Source organism: Candidatus Hydrogenedentota bacterium (assembly GCA_016791475.1).
In the GTDB taxonomy this organism is placed as follows: Bacteria; Hydrogenedentota; Hydrogenedentia; order Hydrogenedentales; family JAEUWI01; genus JAEUWI01.
In genome coordinates this window covers 23,781-39,679 of the sequence record JAEUWI010000026.1, presented here as the reverse complement: position 1 = coordinate 39,679, position 15,899 = coordinate 23,781, and the positions used below count along the sequence as shown (strand labels likewise).

Sequence of the window (15,899 nt, the reverse complement as noted above, 5' to 3'; positions counted from 1 at the left end):
AGCGGGACGGCGGACGCCTGAGGAAAGAAATCAATCCCGATGCAGGGAATGGAGGAATCGAACATGGCTACAATCAAAATCAATGACCTGAATGAAGACCGCGTGGTAACCGAGGAAGAATTGAAGCACGTCAAGGGCGGCGCGCTGCTCCTGCCCGCCGTACAGAAGGTCCAGAAGGTGAACGTGCTGGACAGCGCCCACAAGATTCTCGGCGATGGCTCCGTGCGCACGCTGGGCGACGGCTCCGTCTGAGTCACGGGCTCTGACCCGCGTTGTTGAATGGAACTTCAACCGGTTCGGGCGCGTTCCACGCGCAAGCCGAGAAGGGAGACGAAGATGTCCCATATAGAGTTTAATGATTTGGATTCCGATGTGATGCTTTCCGGAGAGGAATTGAACCATATTCGTGGTGGCCTGTTGCTGCCGGCGGTTCAGAAGGTTCGCGAGGCGGCTGCCCGCACTACGTGCAGCAACAACCTTAAGCAACTTGGCCTGGCTACGCACAACTTCTCGGACTCCTGAGGGAGCAATTCCCCAGTTCATATAGATTGCCGACGAGCCCCGATCCCCGGATTGGGGCTCTGTCGCATTTGCGGAAACGGACCGGAACGCTACATTTTGCCCATAGGTCGTGCTATCATGCCCCGGTATGAAGAGGAGCATGCCGTTGACCTCAGGCCGATCAGAACTGGGTGGAGATTTTGACGCCCTCTACCGCCGCAACATGCAGTTGGTTCGTCAGGTGGATCATCTGTCCACCCTTCGTGAGATATCACTGGCGATCACCGAAACGCTCGAACTCCACGAGGCCCTCCCCATCATTGCGCACGTAGTCCAGGGCGCCCTGGACGTCAGTCGTCTTACGCTGTATGAGCTCACCAAGGATGGTCGCCATCTTCAGCCGCTGGTGGCCAAGTACGGCCGGGACCTCATCAACCGCGAACGTCTTGCGGAAGATACCCTTTCGGTGAAAGGGACCCGGCTGGGCAAGGTGCTGGCCAGTCGCATGGTAACGCTGGAGTGGGATGGCAATCACGCCACCGCCCTGATCCCGCTGGTGGCCAAGAACGAAGCGATGGGGCTGCTGATGCTGGAGGATCCCGAGGATGGGGAGCCCTTCCACGAAGACGACCAGGCGCTGTTGCGCCAGTTGGGCTCGCAGATCGCCATTGCCATTCACAATGCGAAACTCTACGCCCTGGCGGTCACCGACGGGCTGACGGGGCTGTTTGTCCGGCGCTATTTCGACCTGCGCCTGGAGGAGGAATTCGCCGCGGCGGCCCGCTATAACCGCACCTTTTCCATCATGCTTTTTGATATCGACCACTTCAAGAAGTTTAACGATACCCACGGCCACCAGACCGGCGACATGGTTCTGCAGCAGTTCGCCCGGCTGCTGGAGGCCAACACGCGCGAATCCGACATCTGCTGCCGCTACGGCGGCGAGGAGATGGTGATCGTATTGCCGGAGACGCCCCTGAATGAAGCGGCGCTTCTGGCGAATAAACTCTGCGCCACCGTCCGCCAGCATGTGTTTCTGGGAACGGGAGAACAGGCATTGTCGGTGACCTCCAGCATCGGGGTCGCCCAGCATCATCGGGCCATTAAGTCGCCCGCGGCCCTCGTGGAGGCTGCCGATCGGGCCCTCTACCGCGCCAAAGAGTTGGGGCGAAACCGGGTCGAACTGGACGGAGTATGAACGTGAAGTGGCGTTTGTGGCAGCACAATTCCTCCCGGTCAGCCGCCATGGCGGTTCTAATGATCGCAATCGTGATGGCGGGCTGCTCGCCTCCCCCTCCGCCACCGCCGCCGCCCGCCGCCGTTGAAGCGCCCGCACGGCCCGTTTTCACCCAGAGCCAGTTCGACGCCATCCGCTACGACATGACCTACGGTCAGGTTTCGGAGATCCTGGGCGCCGAGTCCACGCGCCAGGAATCCACCTACGACGAAGGAAAATCGGAATACGTCCAGCCCTCCCTCACCGCCTGGCACTACTGGGAAAACGAGGACGGTTCCTTCATCAAAGCGGGCTTCGTGGACAAACGATTGATCGAGAAGGTCGCCGAGAACTTGCCGCAGTAGCAACGGGCCGCTAGCAGCCCGTTGCAAAACTCGAACGCGGGCTGCGAACGGTCTTCTTACCCGAATTCTGCGATGCGAAACCTTGAAAGTACTCGTATTTCCGGCGGCTTCACGCCTTGACTTCGGGCAAGAATCCTCGTTCTCGCCTTCGCGCGACTCTTGCAACGGGCCGCTAGCGCAGCGCGGGGTGGTTGCGCGTATAGGCCACCAACTGGCTCGCGCAATTCTCCATCAACTCCGTCAAATCCGCGTCGGTACATCTGCCGGACGGATCGATCTTGTTGTGGGCCTCCGCCACGGAAACCGGATAGGGCAGGACGATGGCGCCGATATGGGAGCAGACGCTTCGCAGGTGCTCCAGCGCCTTGATCGCGCCCAGACGCCCCGTGGCAATGCCCAGCAGAGAGACGGGCTTCCCGGCCATGACGGAGGGATAGCCCATGTTGTCGATGAGCACCTTGAGCACGCTGCTGTAGCTCCCGTGATACTCGGGCGTGGAGAGGAGGATGCCGTCGGCCGGTGCGACACGCGCCACAAGTAGTTTCTCCAGTTCGCGGGCCGCCGGCTCGCCGGGAAAGGCCAGCTCGAACTCGCCCGGGTCGATGCAGTCCACCGTCACCCCCGGATGGCGCTCGAGCAACGCGATGAGCAGGTCAAGGAACTGGCGGGTATAGCCGTCTTTGCGGACGCTCCCGGAGACGGCGACGAGGTGGATGGGACGTGGGGTGGGATCGCTCATGAAAATCCTTCGCTACGGTGCCCCCGGTTTGAACTGCGCCGCTGCATTCTGCCAGCATGAGCCCTTCCGAATCCAATCCCACCCCTGCGGAGATCGCGGTCATGATGCTTGTCACCTTCTTCATTGCGCTGGGCACGGCCCTGGCCGCGCCCGAATCCGCGACCCCCGAGCCACTCACCGTGATGTCCTATAATGTGCGCTTCGGCACGGCAAATGACGGGCCGGACGCCTGGGAACTTCGCAAGGACTTCCTCGTCGCAACGATCGCTAAGCACGCCCCCGCGATTCTGGGAACGCAGGAATGCCTGGATTTCCAGGCGGAGTACCTGGCGACCCACCTCCCCGGCTACGCCTGGATTGGGCTGGGCCGCGAAGAAGACGGCGGCGGCGAGATGACCGCGGTACTTTATCAGAAGGCCCTCCTGCTGCCCCTGGAAAGCGGACATTTCTGGCTCTCGGACTCGCCGGGAACACCGGGAACCAAATCCTGGGACTCCAGTCTTCCCCGAATCGCGACGTGGGTAAAATTTCACCATCGGCCTACGGGGCGGCAATTCTACTACTACAACACCCATCTCGATCACCGCGGCGCCCAGGCCCGCCTTGAGAGCGCGCGGCTGATAACGGCCCGTATCGCTTCACTCCACCCCGGCGAAGTGGTGATCCTGACGGGGGATTTCAATGCGGCGGGCGGAAGCAGCGCCCCCTGGAAGGCCCTCATCGACGGAGGTCTCGTAGATCTCTGGGAGAGTGCAAGGGAACGCAAGGGCGAGGCCAACACGTGGAATGGCTTTAAGGATCCGGAGGCGGCCGATTTTCGGCGCATCGACTGGATATTCGCCACGCCTGGGGTAACCGCGGTCACCTGCGAGATTGACGCGGTCCAGGAGGGGGGCCATTTCCCGTCCGATCACATGCCGGTCATCGCCCGAATTCTGCTTCCGCCGAAGGCTTAACGCGGGGTCGTTCAGGCCCCGTTTTGCGGGATATACGGGTAGGATGGGGCCATGTTTTTGCAGATTTTTTCCACCGTTTCTTCACAACGCTTCGCGGAAGCGCCATTTTTTAGGCACACTGCAAGTCATTTTAATTCAATAGCTTGTGAAGATATAACGAAAGGTAAACTTTTTTTGTTTCCCCTAAATTTTCAAAAAAATGGGTTTTTTAATTTTTTTTCTTGACTTATTGAAACTTTAGTGGTATAAGCCTCGCAAGTATGCATCAAGAAGGGTGCAGTACAACGTAACGAAAGCGAGGTGATAGCAGTTATGAAACAGTGCACATTGTGCAATGAGCACATTGAAGATGTCGATTTCGAATTTGGTGAGGCCGTAGACCTTGAAGGTGAGTATTGGCATGCCGAGTGTTACTACGAATATTTCGGCGAAGTACTCGAGACGGTATAAGTCGACACATCAGTCCGCCCTTTGAACCTCGGATGGGAACGCCCCCGTCCGAGGTTTTGCCTTTAGACGCTCCGGACTTTTCGGACGCTTCGCATGCTGCATTGCGGGTTGGCGCGTGATACAATGGCGGTGTTTTTCCCGCGAGCACTCCCGGGTATACGGAGTTAGAGTAGAGGCAGGGCCCGTCGCGCGCAGGAACTCGATGCGCAGGGCTTTATGATTGCATGGGATCACCACTAACGTGCAGATAAAACGAGCTAAGAAATCCACCGAGGTTATCCTCCCCTTCGAACAACCCCTTTTCGATATTGAGGAGCAGATCGCCAAGGCCGAGACCGAGGAAGCCCGAGAGGCGCTGAAGGTCCAGCGCGAGTCGCAGCGCAACGCGATATTTGCCAACATTTCCCCCTGGGAACGGGTGCAGCTTGCCCGGCATCCCCAGCGACCCCGGATGCGCTCTTTTGTGGAGCGTGTCTTTGAAGATTTCGTGGAGCTTCACGGAGACAAGGCTCTGGGCGATGACCCGGCGATGGTCTGTGGTATCGCCCGCTTTCAGGGACGGACTGTTTTCGTGGCCGGCCAGCAGAAGGGCGTGGATACCGACGAGAAGGTCAAGTGCAATTTCGGCATGGCCCACCCCGAAGGCTACCGCAAGGCGCTGCGCATTTACCGCATGGCCGAGCGTTTGGGATACCCGGTGGTCACCTTTGTGGACACGCCTGCGGCCCATCCCGGCATCGACGCCGAGCAGCACGGTCAGGGCTTTGCCATCGCCTTCAATCTGCTGGAAGCCTTCCGGATCAACACACCGATCCTTTCGATAATCCTGAGCGAAGGCGGCAGCGGCGGCGCCCTTGCCATTGCGGTGGGCGACCGGATTGCCATGTTTGAAAATGCGGTATATGTCATCTGTCCGCCGGAGCGCTGCGCGGAAATCCTCTGGCGCGATGTGGAGAAGAAGGAGCTTGCGGCCTCGGCCCTGCGCGTCTCCGCTTCGGACCTGAAATCCCTCGGCGTTGTCGACAGTATTCTCAAGGAACCTAATGGCGGGGCCCATCGCGATCTGGATGGCGCGGCCGCTTCGGTCACCGGGGAAATCGAAGCGTTTCTGCGGGACGTGGATCAGGGCGCATGGACCCTGGACCGGCGTCAGGCGCGATTCCAGCAACTGGGCCAGTGGCTGGAGCATGTGGAACCCGTCAAGCCGGCGGTTGCCCCGGCCACCGAGGCGGTGCAGCTCCTCCCCGAGGTGCCCGCCGAAGCCGTGAGTGCGGGAGAGTAGCGTGGAGGCTGGCCCCGTGGAAGCCCGTGCCGATGGCGTGTTGCTTCGCGTTAAGGTCCAACCCAAATCGTCGCGAAACGCCATCCTGGGCGAACAGGGTGGCCGGCTCCGGATTGCGCTGACGGCTCCCCCGGTTGAGGGCGCGGCCAACGACAGCCTCGTCCGATTTCTGGCCGACATTCTCCACGTGCGTCGGCAGCAGATCCTGATCAAGGGCGGTGAACATGGGCGGGACAAGTCTCTACTCGTGCAGGACATCACCGTTGCGCATGCAAATAAAGCCCTTGGGCGCGGTGTGCCTTGAGGACATCTCCATGAATCTCAACCGGCGTGCCCACCCATTTCATGACCTTGGCAAGGTACCGATAACCAACGCTTTGATGGAGTATGAGAAGGTATGATCCAACTGGGTGAAAAAGTCAGGGAAGCCGCCGCCTACGTTCGTTCCGTCGCGCCAAACCAGCCCCGGGTGGGCATCGTGCTCGGCACGGGCCTGGGCAGCCTGGCCGATCAGGTCGAGCAGGCCCACCGGATACCCTATGAGTCCATCCCCCACTTTCCCACCTCCACGGTGGACACCCATGCGGGCGAACTGGTGATGGGGATGCTGGCGGGTGTGCCGGTGGTGGCCTTGTCGGGACGATTCCACTTCTACGAGGGCTACACCCTGCAGGAAGTCACCTTCCCCATTCGCGTGGCCCGGGAACTGGGAATCCACACCCTGATCGTGTCCAACGCCGCGGGTGGCCTGAATCCCCAGTTTCGGACGGGCGACCTCATGCTCATCGCGGATCACATCAACTTTCTGGGCGACAACCCCCTCATCGGACCGAATGACGATACGCTGGGGCCGCGTTTCCCGGACATGTGCGAGCCGTATTCAAACGCTCTGCTCGAACTGGCGGAAACCAAAGCGCTCGAATTGGGCATTAAGACCCAGCGGGGCGTTTATCTGGCCTGTAGTGGCCCCTGCCTGGAAACGCGGGCGGAGTACCGCTTCATGCGGCTTATCGGCGCGGACGCCGTGGGCATGAGCACGGTTCCAGAGGTCATTGTAGCGGTCCATGCCGGTCTTCGGGTGCTGGGCTTTTCGGCCATCACGGATGAGTGTTTTCCCGACGCGCTGGAGCCGGTGAATATTGAGAAAATAATCGCCACAGCGAATGCCGTGGAGCCGAAAATCACCCGGCTGGTTACGGCGATTCTCGGCGAAATTGACGCGCAAAAATAAACTGAATTCTAGTAAATCCTCGGGGCATATGATACTATGTTGTCAATCAATTACCGGGACATGGCGGTTCAGGGTCACTGGGGATGCATAGTGCGAATCGATTGCGAACGGAGTTAGAGCATGTCCGAAAAGATCATCAGGTACATTTTCGTACTCGCCTGCCTGATTATGGGGCTGATTTGGGCGACCTATGCCCGCGAGGCCTATGAAGTCGCCAACGCGGGCAAGATGCTGGGCAGCGCCCTGCCGTGGTTCATCTTCGGCGGTCTGGCGGGCGGCGGCGTCGGATTTCTTGTGCTGTTGTTGCTCCGCCTTATCACCCAGGACATGTACGAGAAGCTTGCGCCCGCGATGGTGGCCATTATCATCGCCATGGTCTTCGGCTATGCCTGTGCGAACTGGCTGCTCTTCTGGGTTCCCCAGGCCAATCCGACCTTCAGTATTTTCATCACGGTTACCTTCGTGTTAATTTTTGGCTACGTGGGTATTTACCTGGGGTTGACCCGGGCCTCCAGCCTCCAGTCCCTCCTTTCCGCCGTGGAGCGCACAAAAGCGAATGCAATATCGCTTAAATTGGTGGACACGAGCGTCATCATCGATGGTCGCATTGCGGATATCTGTGAGAGCGGCTTCATCGAGGGCACGCTGATGGTGCCGCGCTTTGTGCTGCTGGAACTGCAACACATCGCGGACTCCTCCGACGTACTCCGGCGCGCCAAGGGCCGTCGTGGTCTGGACATTCTGAAGGAACTTCAGCGGGACGGCTCAAAGGTTGAAGTCAAAATCACCGACGACGATCCGCAGGATGTCCGGGACGTGGACAGCAAGCTGGTCCGGCTGGCGCACAAATACTCCGCGAAGATCCTCACCAATGACTTCAATCTGAACAAGGTGGCCCAGATCGAAGGGGTCACCGTGCTCAACATCAATGATCTCGCGAATGCGCTGAAGCCGGCGGTCCTTCCCGATGAGCAGATGGAAGTCAAGATCATCAAGGAAGGCAAAGAGCCCAGCCAGGGCGTGGGCTATCTCGACGACGGCACGATGGTCGTGGTGGATGGCGGGCGCGGTCACATGGGCAAGATGGTCCAGGTCGTGGTCACCAGCGTACTCCAGACGGCGGCGGGTCGCATGATCTTCACGCGGTATAACGACCTCGCACCGTGAAGGTCCAGGTCGTCATTCCTGCGGGCGGTCTGGGCCAGCGCCTGGGGAAATCCATGCCCAAGGCCCTGGTTCCAGTTTCGGGGGTACCGTTGCTGATCCGCACGCTCCAGCGTTTTGACGCCCTCGGCCTGGCGCGGAACGCAATTGTAGCCATACCCGCCTCGCACCGGGAGGCTTTTCTCTCCGTGCTGGAAGAAGACTATCCTGAAATCCGACTGGTAGATGGCGGCGAGGCGCGTCAGGACTCGGTGCGCCTCGGTATCGCCGCGCTGGACCCCGATACCGAGATCTGCGTCATTCATGACGCCGCACGGCTCTTTATCACCCCCGAGGCTATTCACGCGGCGATTGACGCGGCCCTGGCGATGGGCGCCGCGACGGTGGCGATTCCTTCCATCGACACCATCCTGATCGAAGATGGCGAGGGCTACCTGAAAGAGACCCCCGATCGCCGACAGCTCTGGGCCTGCCAGACGCCGCAGGTATTCCGAACCGAAATCATCCGCTCGGCCCATGAAAGGGCCGTGACCGAGAACATGGAAGTTACGGACGATGCGACGCTTGTGAGGCGTTGCGGCCACGCCGTCAAACTGATTCACGGCTCGCCGCTGAATTTTAAACTGACCACCCCCACGGACCTCCAGATTGCCGAGGCTCTCATTGAAAAGGGCATGGAATGCGCATAGGCCAGGGCTACGACCTGCATCGACTTGAAGAAGGCTATCCCCTGATCCTGGGTGGCGTTACCGTCCCCCACCACAAGGGACTCGTGGGGCACTCGGATGCGGACGTGCTTACCCACGCCATCATCGATGCGCTGCTCGGCGCGGCGGCCCTGGGGAATATTGGGCAGCATTTCCCCGATACGGACCCGAAATACAAAGGGGCGGACAGCCTGGTGCTGCTGGAGGAGTCGGCTGCTCTCTTATACCAGGCGGGCTGGATCGTGGTGAATATTGACAGCACGATCATTGCCCAGCAGCCGAAGCTCAACCCCCATCTTGACGCAATACGCGCGCGCCTTGCGGAGACGCTGGATCTGAGGTTGGACCAGATTTCCGTTAAGGCCAAGACCAATGAACACGTAGGCCCAGAAGGGCGCGAGGAAGCCATCAGCGTGCATGCCGCGGTGCTGATCGAAAGTAAAATCAATTTCTGAATTTCATAAGCTGTCCGCCCCCACGGCAGCCCTTGGAGCTTTCTATGGACGTCATCGTGGAACGCAAGGTCGGTAATCGCGAACTACTCCTCGGGCTGGATTACGCGTATCGCGAGGCCATGAAGGTATTCGAGGCGGAGAAGCTTCTCGCAGCCGCCGAGAAGGTCGCCGGACGTCTCGAAATTCACCCCCACGATGGGCCTGTTGAAGGCTATTACGGCGAAAGCCCTGAGCTCACCCGCTACTTTCAACTTGTCCGGGCACTGCAGGACGTTCCCGATACGGAGCGACACCGCGTCAAGGATTTGGTCGAGTTTCAGCGCCTGCGCGAGGTGACTCAATCACCGCTCTTCGGCATCCCCGGCGACCCATCCTATTTGCTGCCCCCTTCCCGCGACGCCTTGTACTTTGCCCTTCGGTCGCTGCCGCCAAATGCCTGGGCCCTCAGCGCGTTGACCGAGGCCGCTGCAAGAGAAGCCGAGGCCCGAGACGATTGCTCGCTTGTAGGCCTCGCCTGTCGCGGCCGCGACGCGGTTTGCATCGCCGCCCTTCGCGAATCCGTTGTGCTGTACGCCGAGCCCATGTGCATGATGGCTCGAAGCGTACGCTACAGGTACCAATGGGAGGTGGAACCTTCACTCGCTGCAGCCGCCAATCGCTTTATTGCTACGGTGAACGCGCTCCTGTCTGTTTCGATACCCGAAGCCCACAAGTCGAATGTGGAATACTACTATCACACCTCCCAGAACAACATGATTTCCGGGCGTTGCGTTCGCATCGGTCTTGATGACCGAAATAGGCCCGTGCGCCACTACCACTGGGCTGTCAATGGAGACGTTGGCGCTTACCTCGTGCAGGATTTCTGGAGCGACTCTCTCTGGACGACGGAAATGTACCGGCAGGAGAAACGGATCCAGCAGACTGTTAAATAGTCCGTAACGCCCCACGCGTCTGAATAATGCGCACGCTGAGCCTGCCAGTGTATATACACAGAAATTGGAGCGCCACGCCCCGGGAGATTCCGCTAAAATGACAAAGCTCTTGACATTTCTGGGCAACCTCTTATTCTGCCTCGCAGTCCCTCCACTTTGCTCCGCCGCGGAGCCTTCGTCGCTCCACGTAGTTGAAGGCCCCATCGTGGTCCATGCGAATGTGGACCAGCAATGGGGCGGCCATACCTTCTCCTATCTGATTGAGGGAAAATCGGCCCTATTCTGGTCGGCAACGACCTATAACCCGGACGGCAAGACCTGGGGCAGCGTCATCGGCCAGCACCCGAAGTCCGGCGCAATGCTCTCCCCCGCCGCTACGCTGATTCCCTTCACGGAGCCGAATGTTAAGAGCATGACCCAGCCCCTCATGCTTCGCTCGGACGACGGCTACATCCACATCTTTGTCGGAATGAGTCACGACATCGGGGTAGAGAATTTTCATCCCGGCGAGATCCGCTATTACCGCAGCGCGACCCCGGAGGATATCACCACGCTCGTGGATCGTTCGGAACTCATTCCCCGCGACACGCCCTACAAGGACTTTCACCTGCGGATGAATGCGGGCGTGTCCCGTGACGGAAAGCGCGCGGCCATCACCATCCTGGCGATCAGCCCCGACGGCAGCGTGCCCTTCAATACGCCGGTAATCTTCTTCGCGGACAAGCAGGGGCCGGACTTCGTCTTCAGGAAACCTGTGAAATACGCTGAGGCGATGGGCTTCTTCTATCCCCAGATTGCCCTCACAGACAACGGCACGGTGCTCGTGGGGCAACTGTGGGACAATCCCGACCGCAGCCTCACGCGCCTGATCCAGTTGGATGAGGATGGCAAGGTGACCCATACCGAGGACCTGCCCGCGACGAGCGACGGGAACTACTGGTGCCTGGACCTGCGGCCTGTCGCCGCAGAAAACTGGGATGAACTGACGCTGTATTACAACAAGTACCCGAAGGACAAGGCGGACTGCCGGCATGAGTTCTGGACGTATGCCCCAGCCACCCATGCGTTGACCCAGCGGCATTCGATTCCCGTGCCTGAGGGCCGCATCAACTACGGCAAGTGGATTCCCCTGGCGCCGGGGCGCTCGGCTTTTCTGCACAATCCTTCGATGGGCACCTACGACCTCATCGAGGGCGACCTGCTGAATGGCGGAGCCCACACGGTGACGCCGTTACCCGCCACAAGTCCGACGCTTCGGGGATACGCCGGCACGGCCCACACCTTTGTGCCCAATCCGCTTCAGGGAAGTATCGACACACCGGGGTCCGTGTGGTTTGCCTCGGACTACATCCCCCAGCGCAATGACCCGGCCGAACGCATTCGCGCGACGATACTGCTGTACCGCCTCGCATTCGGCGGTTGAGATCAGAGCGCCGGTTTCGCCGCCGGCTCCTCAGAGACCGTAAGGCCAAGTCCGGAGACGCCGGCGTAGAACACCGCCAGCTTCGCTGGTACGGTGCCTTTGTTCCTGCCGTTGTGCAGGGTGTTCACCACCTCGGCCAGGGCATCGCCCTTCTTGAAGTACTTCGATGTTCCGTCCTTCAGTTCGACGACAATTTCGCCTTCGAGAATGATGGCCACCGATGGGGCGGTGTGGAGATGCCAGCCGGTCTCCCCGCCTGCGGCGATTTCCACGATCATCGCGCTCACTTCGGGGGTGCCCGAGGGATAGGCGATGGCGGCGCCGTTCCACGTGCTCGTGGTCTTCAGCAGGGGCGTGGCGGTCACGTCTTTGTTTGAATAGAGCGCGAGGGTGTCAAAAGACTTGAAGGCCACCGCACATACGATAAATCCGAGCAGAAATTTCTTCATGGTTCTCCACCTTGTAGGAAGCGGTGTTTAGCTTAATCCGGTTGCAGCGCACTTTGTACTTTGAACATCAGCAGCCGCAAGTCATAATGAGATAGACGTTGGGTGAGCAAAAATTTCCAGCTCCGGAGGAGCGGCAGTCAGTAGCCTGGGGCTTCAGCCCCAGGATTGCAGCATATCCGAGTATCGAATCCGCGAAGCGGATGGCAGAGTGAGGTGACTCTACTCTATCATCCGCTTCGCGGATTCAACACGAGATTGCGATTGTTCCTGGGGCTGACGCCCCAGGCTACTGACTGTCATCCGCTACGCGGATTGGTAGACTTCTGAACTCAACGTCACGGCCTTATCGTACAGACACATGGTCAACTCATTTGCGATAGTGGCCACCATTTACAAACAGTTCCAGCATTCTACCTGAGTTTATAGTTGAGAATCGGTTGTCGGCAGCAACGGACAGACCGGTAAAATTCGGAACGATCCTCAAGAATGTACTCAATAACGGGATGAAACGGCATTTACTCGAAAATCATCGAGTAGACATCGGCCTCGCGCATAACCATCCGAACGAGGACGGGCTTGCCGATGAGCGCCTCAACGCTCTTGTTCCCCTTCCAGCTTACGCGCCGGTCCAGGGAATCGCCATAGATCAGATCGCATTCCTCCAGGGTGAAGCCGGGAATTGGCGTTCCATCGGGATTGCGAAGCTCCACCTTCACCATCCCGGCGGCGCTTGTGGCCGCGTTGAGGGAAAGCTCCTTGCCCGTGAAGGTGATCGGTTTGGTGGTGAATTCGCCTTCCTGCAACTTGGCGTGGATGGATGCGAAGCCGTCGATGCGCAGGGAATAGCGGCGCAAACGGGAGTCGCGCCCGGTGAAGTAGGACTCCGTAGCGTAAAGCGAAAGCTCGCGGGGCGAGTCATCGCGAACAGACTCGGTTTCCACCACGTGCCAGGCGATGTAATTGTCGCCGTAGCACCAGTTGTGACGTGTCCGGAGCCCCGGCCTCAGGAACACATCGTTGCTCTGCCGGAAGTTTGTGCCGTCCCGGCTCGTTATGAACACGGAATCCGTCGCTGCTGTGCCGTAGCGGGGTGAAACCGTCATCCGTTTTTCCCGGAGGTCCCATTCGGGCAGCAGCGACGTGGATGGGGTCAATCCGTTGTCCACGTAACGCGCTGGAAATCCGATGTAGAGGTGGGGTGCGCGTTCGTAGGGCTTTAGCTGGCTTACATAAAACTGGGCCTTCGGGTTCGGACCCTCGCCTTCGGGGAACCTGATGGTTCCTTCGTCGGTCCAGTGAAGGTAGTCCTTCGACACGGCGCGATTGACCAGACGCGTCCCCTTGTAGCCGCCATCGGAAAAGATACGATAGTACAGGACATACTGCTGCTCCCGGACCGACCAGAAGGAGATATTCTGCGAGTCGAAGGCCCCCTTGTCAAAGACGGGGCCGTCGGCCATGGGTGACCAGTGAATCCCGTCCGGTGACTGATAGGCCCAGACGCCTTTGTCCGTGGCGGACCCGGCCCCTGTGGCCTTGTAGCGGGCCTCGGGGGCGGCGGCAGGGTTCTCGTCAATAAAGGGCGAAAAGTCGTGACAGGGCTTGCCGTCCCCCATCTTGTCCAAAATAATGTTGTTTTCTTTCGAGCCGTTGAAATCAACGAGGCCGAGGTTGGGCCGTTCCCAGGCAATGCCGTCTTTGCTTTGGAAATAGGCGATGGTCAGCGGCCCGCCGGGCTCGATGCCCGTCGGGATCTGCCAGGCGTGGTAGTACATGCGGTAGATGGCTTCCTGCTTATCGTGGAGGACGGTGAAATAACCGCAGCCGTTTCCCTCCCAGGGTTTGTCACACTGAACGGCTATCTCCTCGGGCACGGGCGAATGGACCAGAAGCTGGACGTTCTTCATCTCACCTGCGAGATAGTCGTCGATAAAGAGCTCGCGATGGTTGCCGAGGTCGATGGCGTTCTGGGCGAGTGCCGGGCCGATGGCTGTAAGCGCCATGGCGGCGTACAGGCGAATTGCTGAATGCATTCAAAATCCTCTCACAGGTTAAACGAAGACCAATAGACATTGCCTCGAAGCGCTCTATCCCTTCCGCTGATCCTTCTCCGGCTTTGCCACCGGGAAGGGACGGTCAAGATCCTGCAAGCGGATCTTCCGCCACTTCACCTGCATGGGCTCGCTCTCCTTGGTGCTGTGCACCTGCAGCGCAATGAAACCCCGGGCCGTCATACCGTCCACGAGATCGGCAGCCGCCACGCCGTTGAGCCAGGTCTTGATCGAGGTTCCACGACACTCCACACGGACATGATTCCACTCGTTCTGCTTGAAGGCTTTGCGGGCTTCTGGATTGTTCTCGAGATTGTTCAACCAGCCGCGACGGGCCTCGTCGTAGATGCCGGCGGTCCAGGCACGCTCTTTCGGGTCAATTTCGACCTGATAGCCGTGGACGCGACCGTCCTTGTACTCTGGATAGCTGTTGGAGCGAATTTGGACGCCGGAGTTCATGTTCGGGTTGACGATGAACTCATATTCCAGAATAAAATCACCGTAGAGCGTGTCCGTGCAGAGAAAACTGTTCGGCTCGCCGAGGACTGTGGTACCCACGACCGCGCCGTCTTCCACGGTGTATTTTGCTTTGCCATTCTTCTGGGTCCAACCGTTGAGGGTGGCACCGTCAAAAAGATCCTGCCAGATGGGCTCTGCCATGGTCCGAATTCCTTTCTTTACGCGTCCAGCGTCCAGTTGCCGCGCATGGTCCTGCCCAGCATTGCATTGGCCTCGTCATCACCCTTGAAACGCTCGGCGTCGGGGTCCCACGCCAGTTTACGACCGAGGCGCATGGCGATATTGCCGATGTTGCAGATGGTCGCGGAGCGATGACCAATCTCGGCGGTGCAGATGGGGTCCTTGCGCGACTTCACACAGTCCGCGAAGTTTCGGTAGTGGTCCTCACTCTTGTAGAGGTGGATTTCACCGTCGCCGATCTTCTCGTTGAGTATTTCCGGGGGTGTGGCCTCAATGCGCTTGCGGTCCACGTAGATGGTGCCCTCAGTGCCTTCAAAGGCCATTCCGAACTTACCCGTCTTGCAGGTTAGTCGCACACCATTGGCATAGGCGCATTCGAAGAACACCTGCGTCGCCGTTGTGAACAGACCAGACTCGGGAAAAAGTCCGTTGCCATACACCTCGACGGGTCCGGAGTCGTCCATACCCAGGCCCCATTGGGCGATATCCAGATTGTGCGCGCCGAAGTTGGTCACCTGGCCACCGGAGTAATCGAGGATAAAGCGAAACTCGTAGTGGCAGCGCTGGTGATGGTATTCCGCAGCCGGGGCGGGCCCCAGCCAGAAATCGTAGTCGAAACCTTCGGGCACCGGCTCCGGCGACCACGTGGGGTCGCAGGTCTTGTTGTTGTCCGGTATGCCGATGTTGATGTACTTCAAGGTTCCGATGCGACCGTTGCGCACGAGTTCACAGGCCTGGCGGAAACGGTCGTTGGAGCGCTGCTGGCTGCCGGTCTGGAGAATCCTGTTGTGCTTCTTCACCGCTTCGCACAGCGCCCGGCCTTCTTGAACCGACCAAGTCAACGGTTTCTGGACGTAGGTATCTTTTCCCTTCTTGATGGCGTCGATAGCATTGAGCGCGTGCCAATGATCGGGGGTGGCGATTATCACCGCATCAATATCCGGTCGATCATTCAGCTCCCTGAAATCGTTGTAGAGGGCGCAGTCCTTCGTGCCGTACTTCGTATTAACAAGCATGGCGGCTGCTTCGCGGTGGGCTTTGTCCACATCGGCAATGGCGACCATCTGGACATCCTTGAAAGCCAGAAAGCCTTCCATGTTGGATGTGCCCTGCCCCCCGCTGCCGATGAGCCCCATGGTGATGCGCTCGCTCGGCGCGGTGGCACCGTCGAGACCCAACGCGGTCGACGGTACGATGGCGGGAAGGGCAAAGGCGCTACCCGCGGCGGCGGCGTGTTTCAGGAACTGGCGGCGGGTGGAAGTGGGCTTCTTCATGGATT

At 59.3% G+C, this 15,899-nt stretch carries 18 protein-coding genes and 1 pseudogene; 14 read left to right on the top strand and 5 right to left on the bottom strand.

Features of this window, described 5'->3' with window-relative positions:
• The first annotated feature begins 63 nt into the window (after positions 1 to 63).
• From JNK74_15050 to JNK74_15035, 4 genes and pseudogenes are all read left to right on the top strand, one after another.
• Positions 64 to 252, top strand: coding sequence for a hypothetical protein (locus JNK74_15050; protein ID MBL7647501.1), 189 nt, complete (start codon positions 64 to 66; stop codon positions 250 to 252).
• Between the two features lie 84 nt (positions 253 to 336).
• Positions 337 to 516: pseudogene (locus JNK74_15045) on the top strand (DUF1559 domain-containing protein).
• A 145-nt stretch (positions 517 to 661) separates the two neighbouring features.
• Positions 662 to 1,699, top strand: coding sequence for a sensor domain-containing diguanylate cyclase (locus JNK74_15040; protein ID MBL7647500.1), 1,038 nt, complete (start codon positions 662 to 664; stop codon positions 1,697 to 1,699).
• 2 nt (positions 1,700 to 1,701) lie between these two features.
• The gene (locus tag JNK74_15035; GenBank protein ID MBL7647499.1) at positions 1,702 to 2,082 is read left to right on the top strand and encodes a hypothetical protein; all 381 of its coding nucleotides are present in this window, start codon (positions 1,702 to 1,704) and stop codon (positions 2,080 to 2,082) included.
• A gap of 172 nt (positions 2,083 to 2,254) precedes the next feature.
• Here the strand turns inward: JNK74_15035 and JNK74_15030 are convergent, their stop codons facing one another.
• Positions 2,255 to 2,821, bottom strand: a complete 567-nt coding sequence (locus JNK74_15030; protein ID MBL7647498.1) for an NAD(P)H-dependent oxidoreductase — start codon at positions 2,819 to 2,821, stop codon at positions 2,255 to 2,257.
• A 56-nt stretch (positions 2,822 to 2,877) separates the two neighbouring features.
• Here JNK74_15030 and JNK74_15025 point away from each other — a divergent pair, with 56 nt between their 5' ends.
• From JNK74_15025 to JNK74_14980, 10 genes are all read left to right on the top strand, one after another.
• A complete protein-coding gene (locus tag JNK74_15025) occupies positions 2,878 to 3,777 on the top strand; it encodes an endonuclease/exonuclease/phosphatase family protein (GenBank protein ID MBL7647497.1) in 900 nt (299 codons plus the stop codon).
• A gap of 312 nt (positions 3,778 to 4,089) precedes the next feature.
• Positions 4,090 to 4,227 carry a hypothetical protein gene (locus JNK74_15020; protein MBL7647496.1) on the top strand — a complete coding sequence of 46 codons (138 nt, stop codon included), beginning with the start codon at positions 4,090 to 4,092 and terminating at the stop codon, positions 4,225 to 4,227.
• A gap of 277 nt (positions 4,228 to 4,504) precedes the next feature.
• The gene (locus tag JNK74_15015) at positions 4,505 to 5,509 is read left to right on the top strand and encodes an acetyl-CoA carboxylase carboxyltransferase subunit alpha (GenBank protein ID MBL7647495.1); all 1,005 of its coding nucleotides are present in this window, start codon (positions 4,505 to 4,507) and stop codon (positions 5,507 to 5,509) included.
• A gap of 16 nt (positions 5,510 to 5,525) precedes the next feature.
• A complete protein-coding gene (locus JNK74_15010; GenBank protein MBL7647494.1) occupies positions 5,526 to 5,813 on the top strand; it encodes a YggU family protein in 288 nt (95 codons plus the stop codon).
• A gap of 93 nt (positions 5,814 to 5,906) precedes the next feature.
• The gene (locus JNK74_15005) at positions 5,907 to 6,740 is read left to right on the top strand and encodes a purine-nucleoside phosphorylase (GenBank protein ID MBL7647493.1); all 834 of its coding nucleotides are present in this window, start codon (positions 5,907 to 5,909) and stop codon (positions 6,738 to 6,740) included.
• Positions 6,741 to 6,860: 120 nt separating this feature from the next.
• Positions 6,861 to 7,907, top strand: a complete 1,047-nt coding sequence (locus tag JNK74_15000; protein ID MBL7647492.1) for a TRAM domain-containing protein — start codon at positions 6,861 to 6,863, stop codon at positions 7,905 to 7,907.
• On the top strand, positions 7,904 to 8,593 hold the full coding sequence (gene ispD, locus JNK74_14995; protein MBL7647491.1) for a 2-C-methyl-D-erythritol 4-phosphate cytidylyltransferase: 690 nt from the start codon (positions 7,904 to 7,906) through the stop codon (positions 8,591 to 8,593). Before JNK74_15000 ends, ispD begins: the two co-directional genes overlap by 4 nt.
• The gene (locus JNK74_14990; protein MBL7647490.1) at positions 8,584 to 9,066 is read left to right on the top strand and encodes a 2-C-methyl-D-erythritol 2,4-cyclodiphosphate synthase; all 483 of its coding nucleotides are present in this window, start codon (positions 8,584 to 8,586) and stop codon (positions 9,064 to 9,066) included. Before ispD ends, JNK74_14990 begins: the two co-directional genes overlap by 10 nt.
• Positions 9,067 to 9,110: 44 nt before the next feature.
• On the top strand, positions 9,111 to 9,998 hold the full coding sequence (locus JNK74_14985) for a hypothetical protein (GenBank protein ID MBL7647489.1): 888 nt from the start codon (positions 9,111 to 9,113) through the stop codon (positions 9,996 to 9,998).
• Between the two features lie 97 nt (positions 9,999 to 10,095).
• The gene (locus tag JNK74_14980; protein MBL7647488.1) at positions 10,096 to 11,421 is read left to right on the top strand and encodes a hypothetical protein; all 1,326 of its coding nucleotides are present in this window, start codon (positions 10,096 to 10,098) and stop codon (positions 11,419 to 11,421) included.
• A gap of 2 nt (positions 11,422 to 11,423) precedes the next feature.
• On the opposite strand, the gene JNK74_14975 is transcribed toward JNK74_14980, so the two are convergent.
• From JNK74_14975 to JNK74_14960, 4 genes are all read right to left on the bottom strand, one after another.
• Positions 11,424 to 11,870 (bottom strand): cupin domain-containing protein, encoded by a 447-nt coding sequence (locus JNK74_14975; protein ID MBL7647487.1) that lies wholly within the window; start codon positions 11,868 to 11,870, stop codon positions 11,424 to 11,426.
• Positions 11,871 to 12,385: 515 nt separating this feature from the next.
• On the bottom strand, positions 12,386 to 13,903 hold the full coding sequence (locus JNK74_14970; protein MBL7647486.1) for a hypothetical protein: 1,518 nt from the start codon (positions 13,901 to 13,903) through the stop codon (positions 12,386 to 12,388).
• A 54-nt stretch (positions 13,904 to 13,957) separates the two neighbouring features.
• Positions 13,958 to 14,581, bottom strand: coding sequence for a DUF1080 domain-containing protein (locus JNK74_14965; GenBank protein ID MBL7647485.1), 624 nt, complete (start codon positions 14,579 to 14,581; stop codon positions 13,958 to 13,960).
• A 17-nt stretch (positions 14,582 to 14,598) separates the two neighbouring features.
• Entirely contained in the window at positions 14,599 to 15,894 is a 1,296-nt protein-coding gene (locus JNK74_14960; protein ID MBL7647484.1) for a Gfo/Idh/MocA family oxidoreductase, read from the bottom strand.
• Positions 15,895 to 15,899: the final 5 nt, after the last annotated feature.

Excerpts from the sequence above, each read along its gene's own strand:
- JNK74_15050 (MBL7647501.1), top strand. The coding sequence starts at position 64 with ATGGCTACAATCAAAATCAATGACCTGAATGAAGACCGCGTGGTAACC.
- JNK74_15030 (MBL7647498.1), bottom strand. The coding sequence starts at position 2,821 with ATGAGCGATCCCACCCCACGTCCCATCCACCTCGTCGCCGTCTCCGGG.
- JNK74_15005 (MBL7647493.1), top strand. The coding sequence starts at position 5,907 with ATGATCCAACTGGGTGAAAAAGTCAGGGAAGCCGCCGCCTACGTTCGT.
- JNK74_15040 (MBL7647500.1), top strand. The coding sequence starts at position 662 with ATGCCGTTGACCTCAGGCCGATCAGAACTGGGTGGAGATTTTGACGCC.
- JNK74_14970 (MBL7647486.1), bottom strand. The coding sequence starts at position 13,903 with ATGCATTCAGCAATTCGCCTGTACGCCGCCATGGCGCTTACAGCCATC.
- JNK74_15000 (MBL7647492.1), top strand. The coding sequence starts at position 6,861 with ATGTCCGAAAAGATCATCAGGTACATTTTCGTACTCGCCTGCCTGATT.
- JNK74_14960 (MBL7647484.1), bottom strand. The coding sequence starts at position 15,894 with ATGAAGAAGCCCACTTCCACCCGCCGCCAGTTCCTGAAACACGCCGCC.
- JNK74_15020 (MBL7647496.1), top strand. The coding sequence starts at position 4,090 with ATGAAACAGTGCACATTGTGCAATGAGCACATTGAAGATGTCGATTTC.
- JNK74_15025 (MBL7647497.1), top strand. The coding sequence starts at position 2,878 with ATGAGCCCTTCCGAATCCAATCCCACCCCTGCGGAGATCGCGGTCATG.
- JNK74_14985 (MBL7647489.1), top strand. The coding sequence starts at position 9,111 with ATGGACGTCATCGTGGAACGCAAGGTCGGTAATCGCGAACTACTCCTC.
- JNK74_14990 (MBL7647490.1), top strand. The coding sequence starts at position 8,584 with ATGCGCATAGGCCAGGGCTACGACCTGCATCGACTTGAAGAAGGCTAT.
- JNK74_14980 (MBL7647488.1), top strand. The coding sequence starts at position 10,096 with ATGACAAAGCTCTTGACATTTCTGGGCAACCTCTTATTCTGCCTCGCA.
- JNK74_14975 (MBL7647487.1), bottom strand. The coding sequence starts at position 11,870 with ATGAAGAAATTTCTGCTCGGATTTATCGTATGTGCGGTGGCCTTCAAG.
- JNK74_14965 (MBL7647485.1), bottom strand. The coding sequence starts at position 14,581 with ATGGCAGAGCCCATCTGGCAGGATCTTTTTGACGGTGCCACCCTCAAC.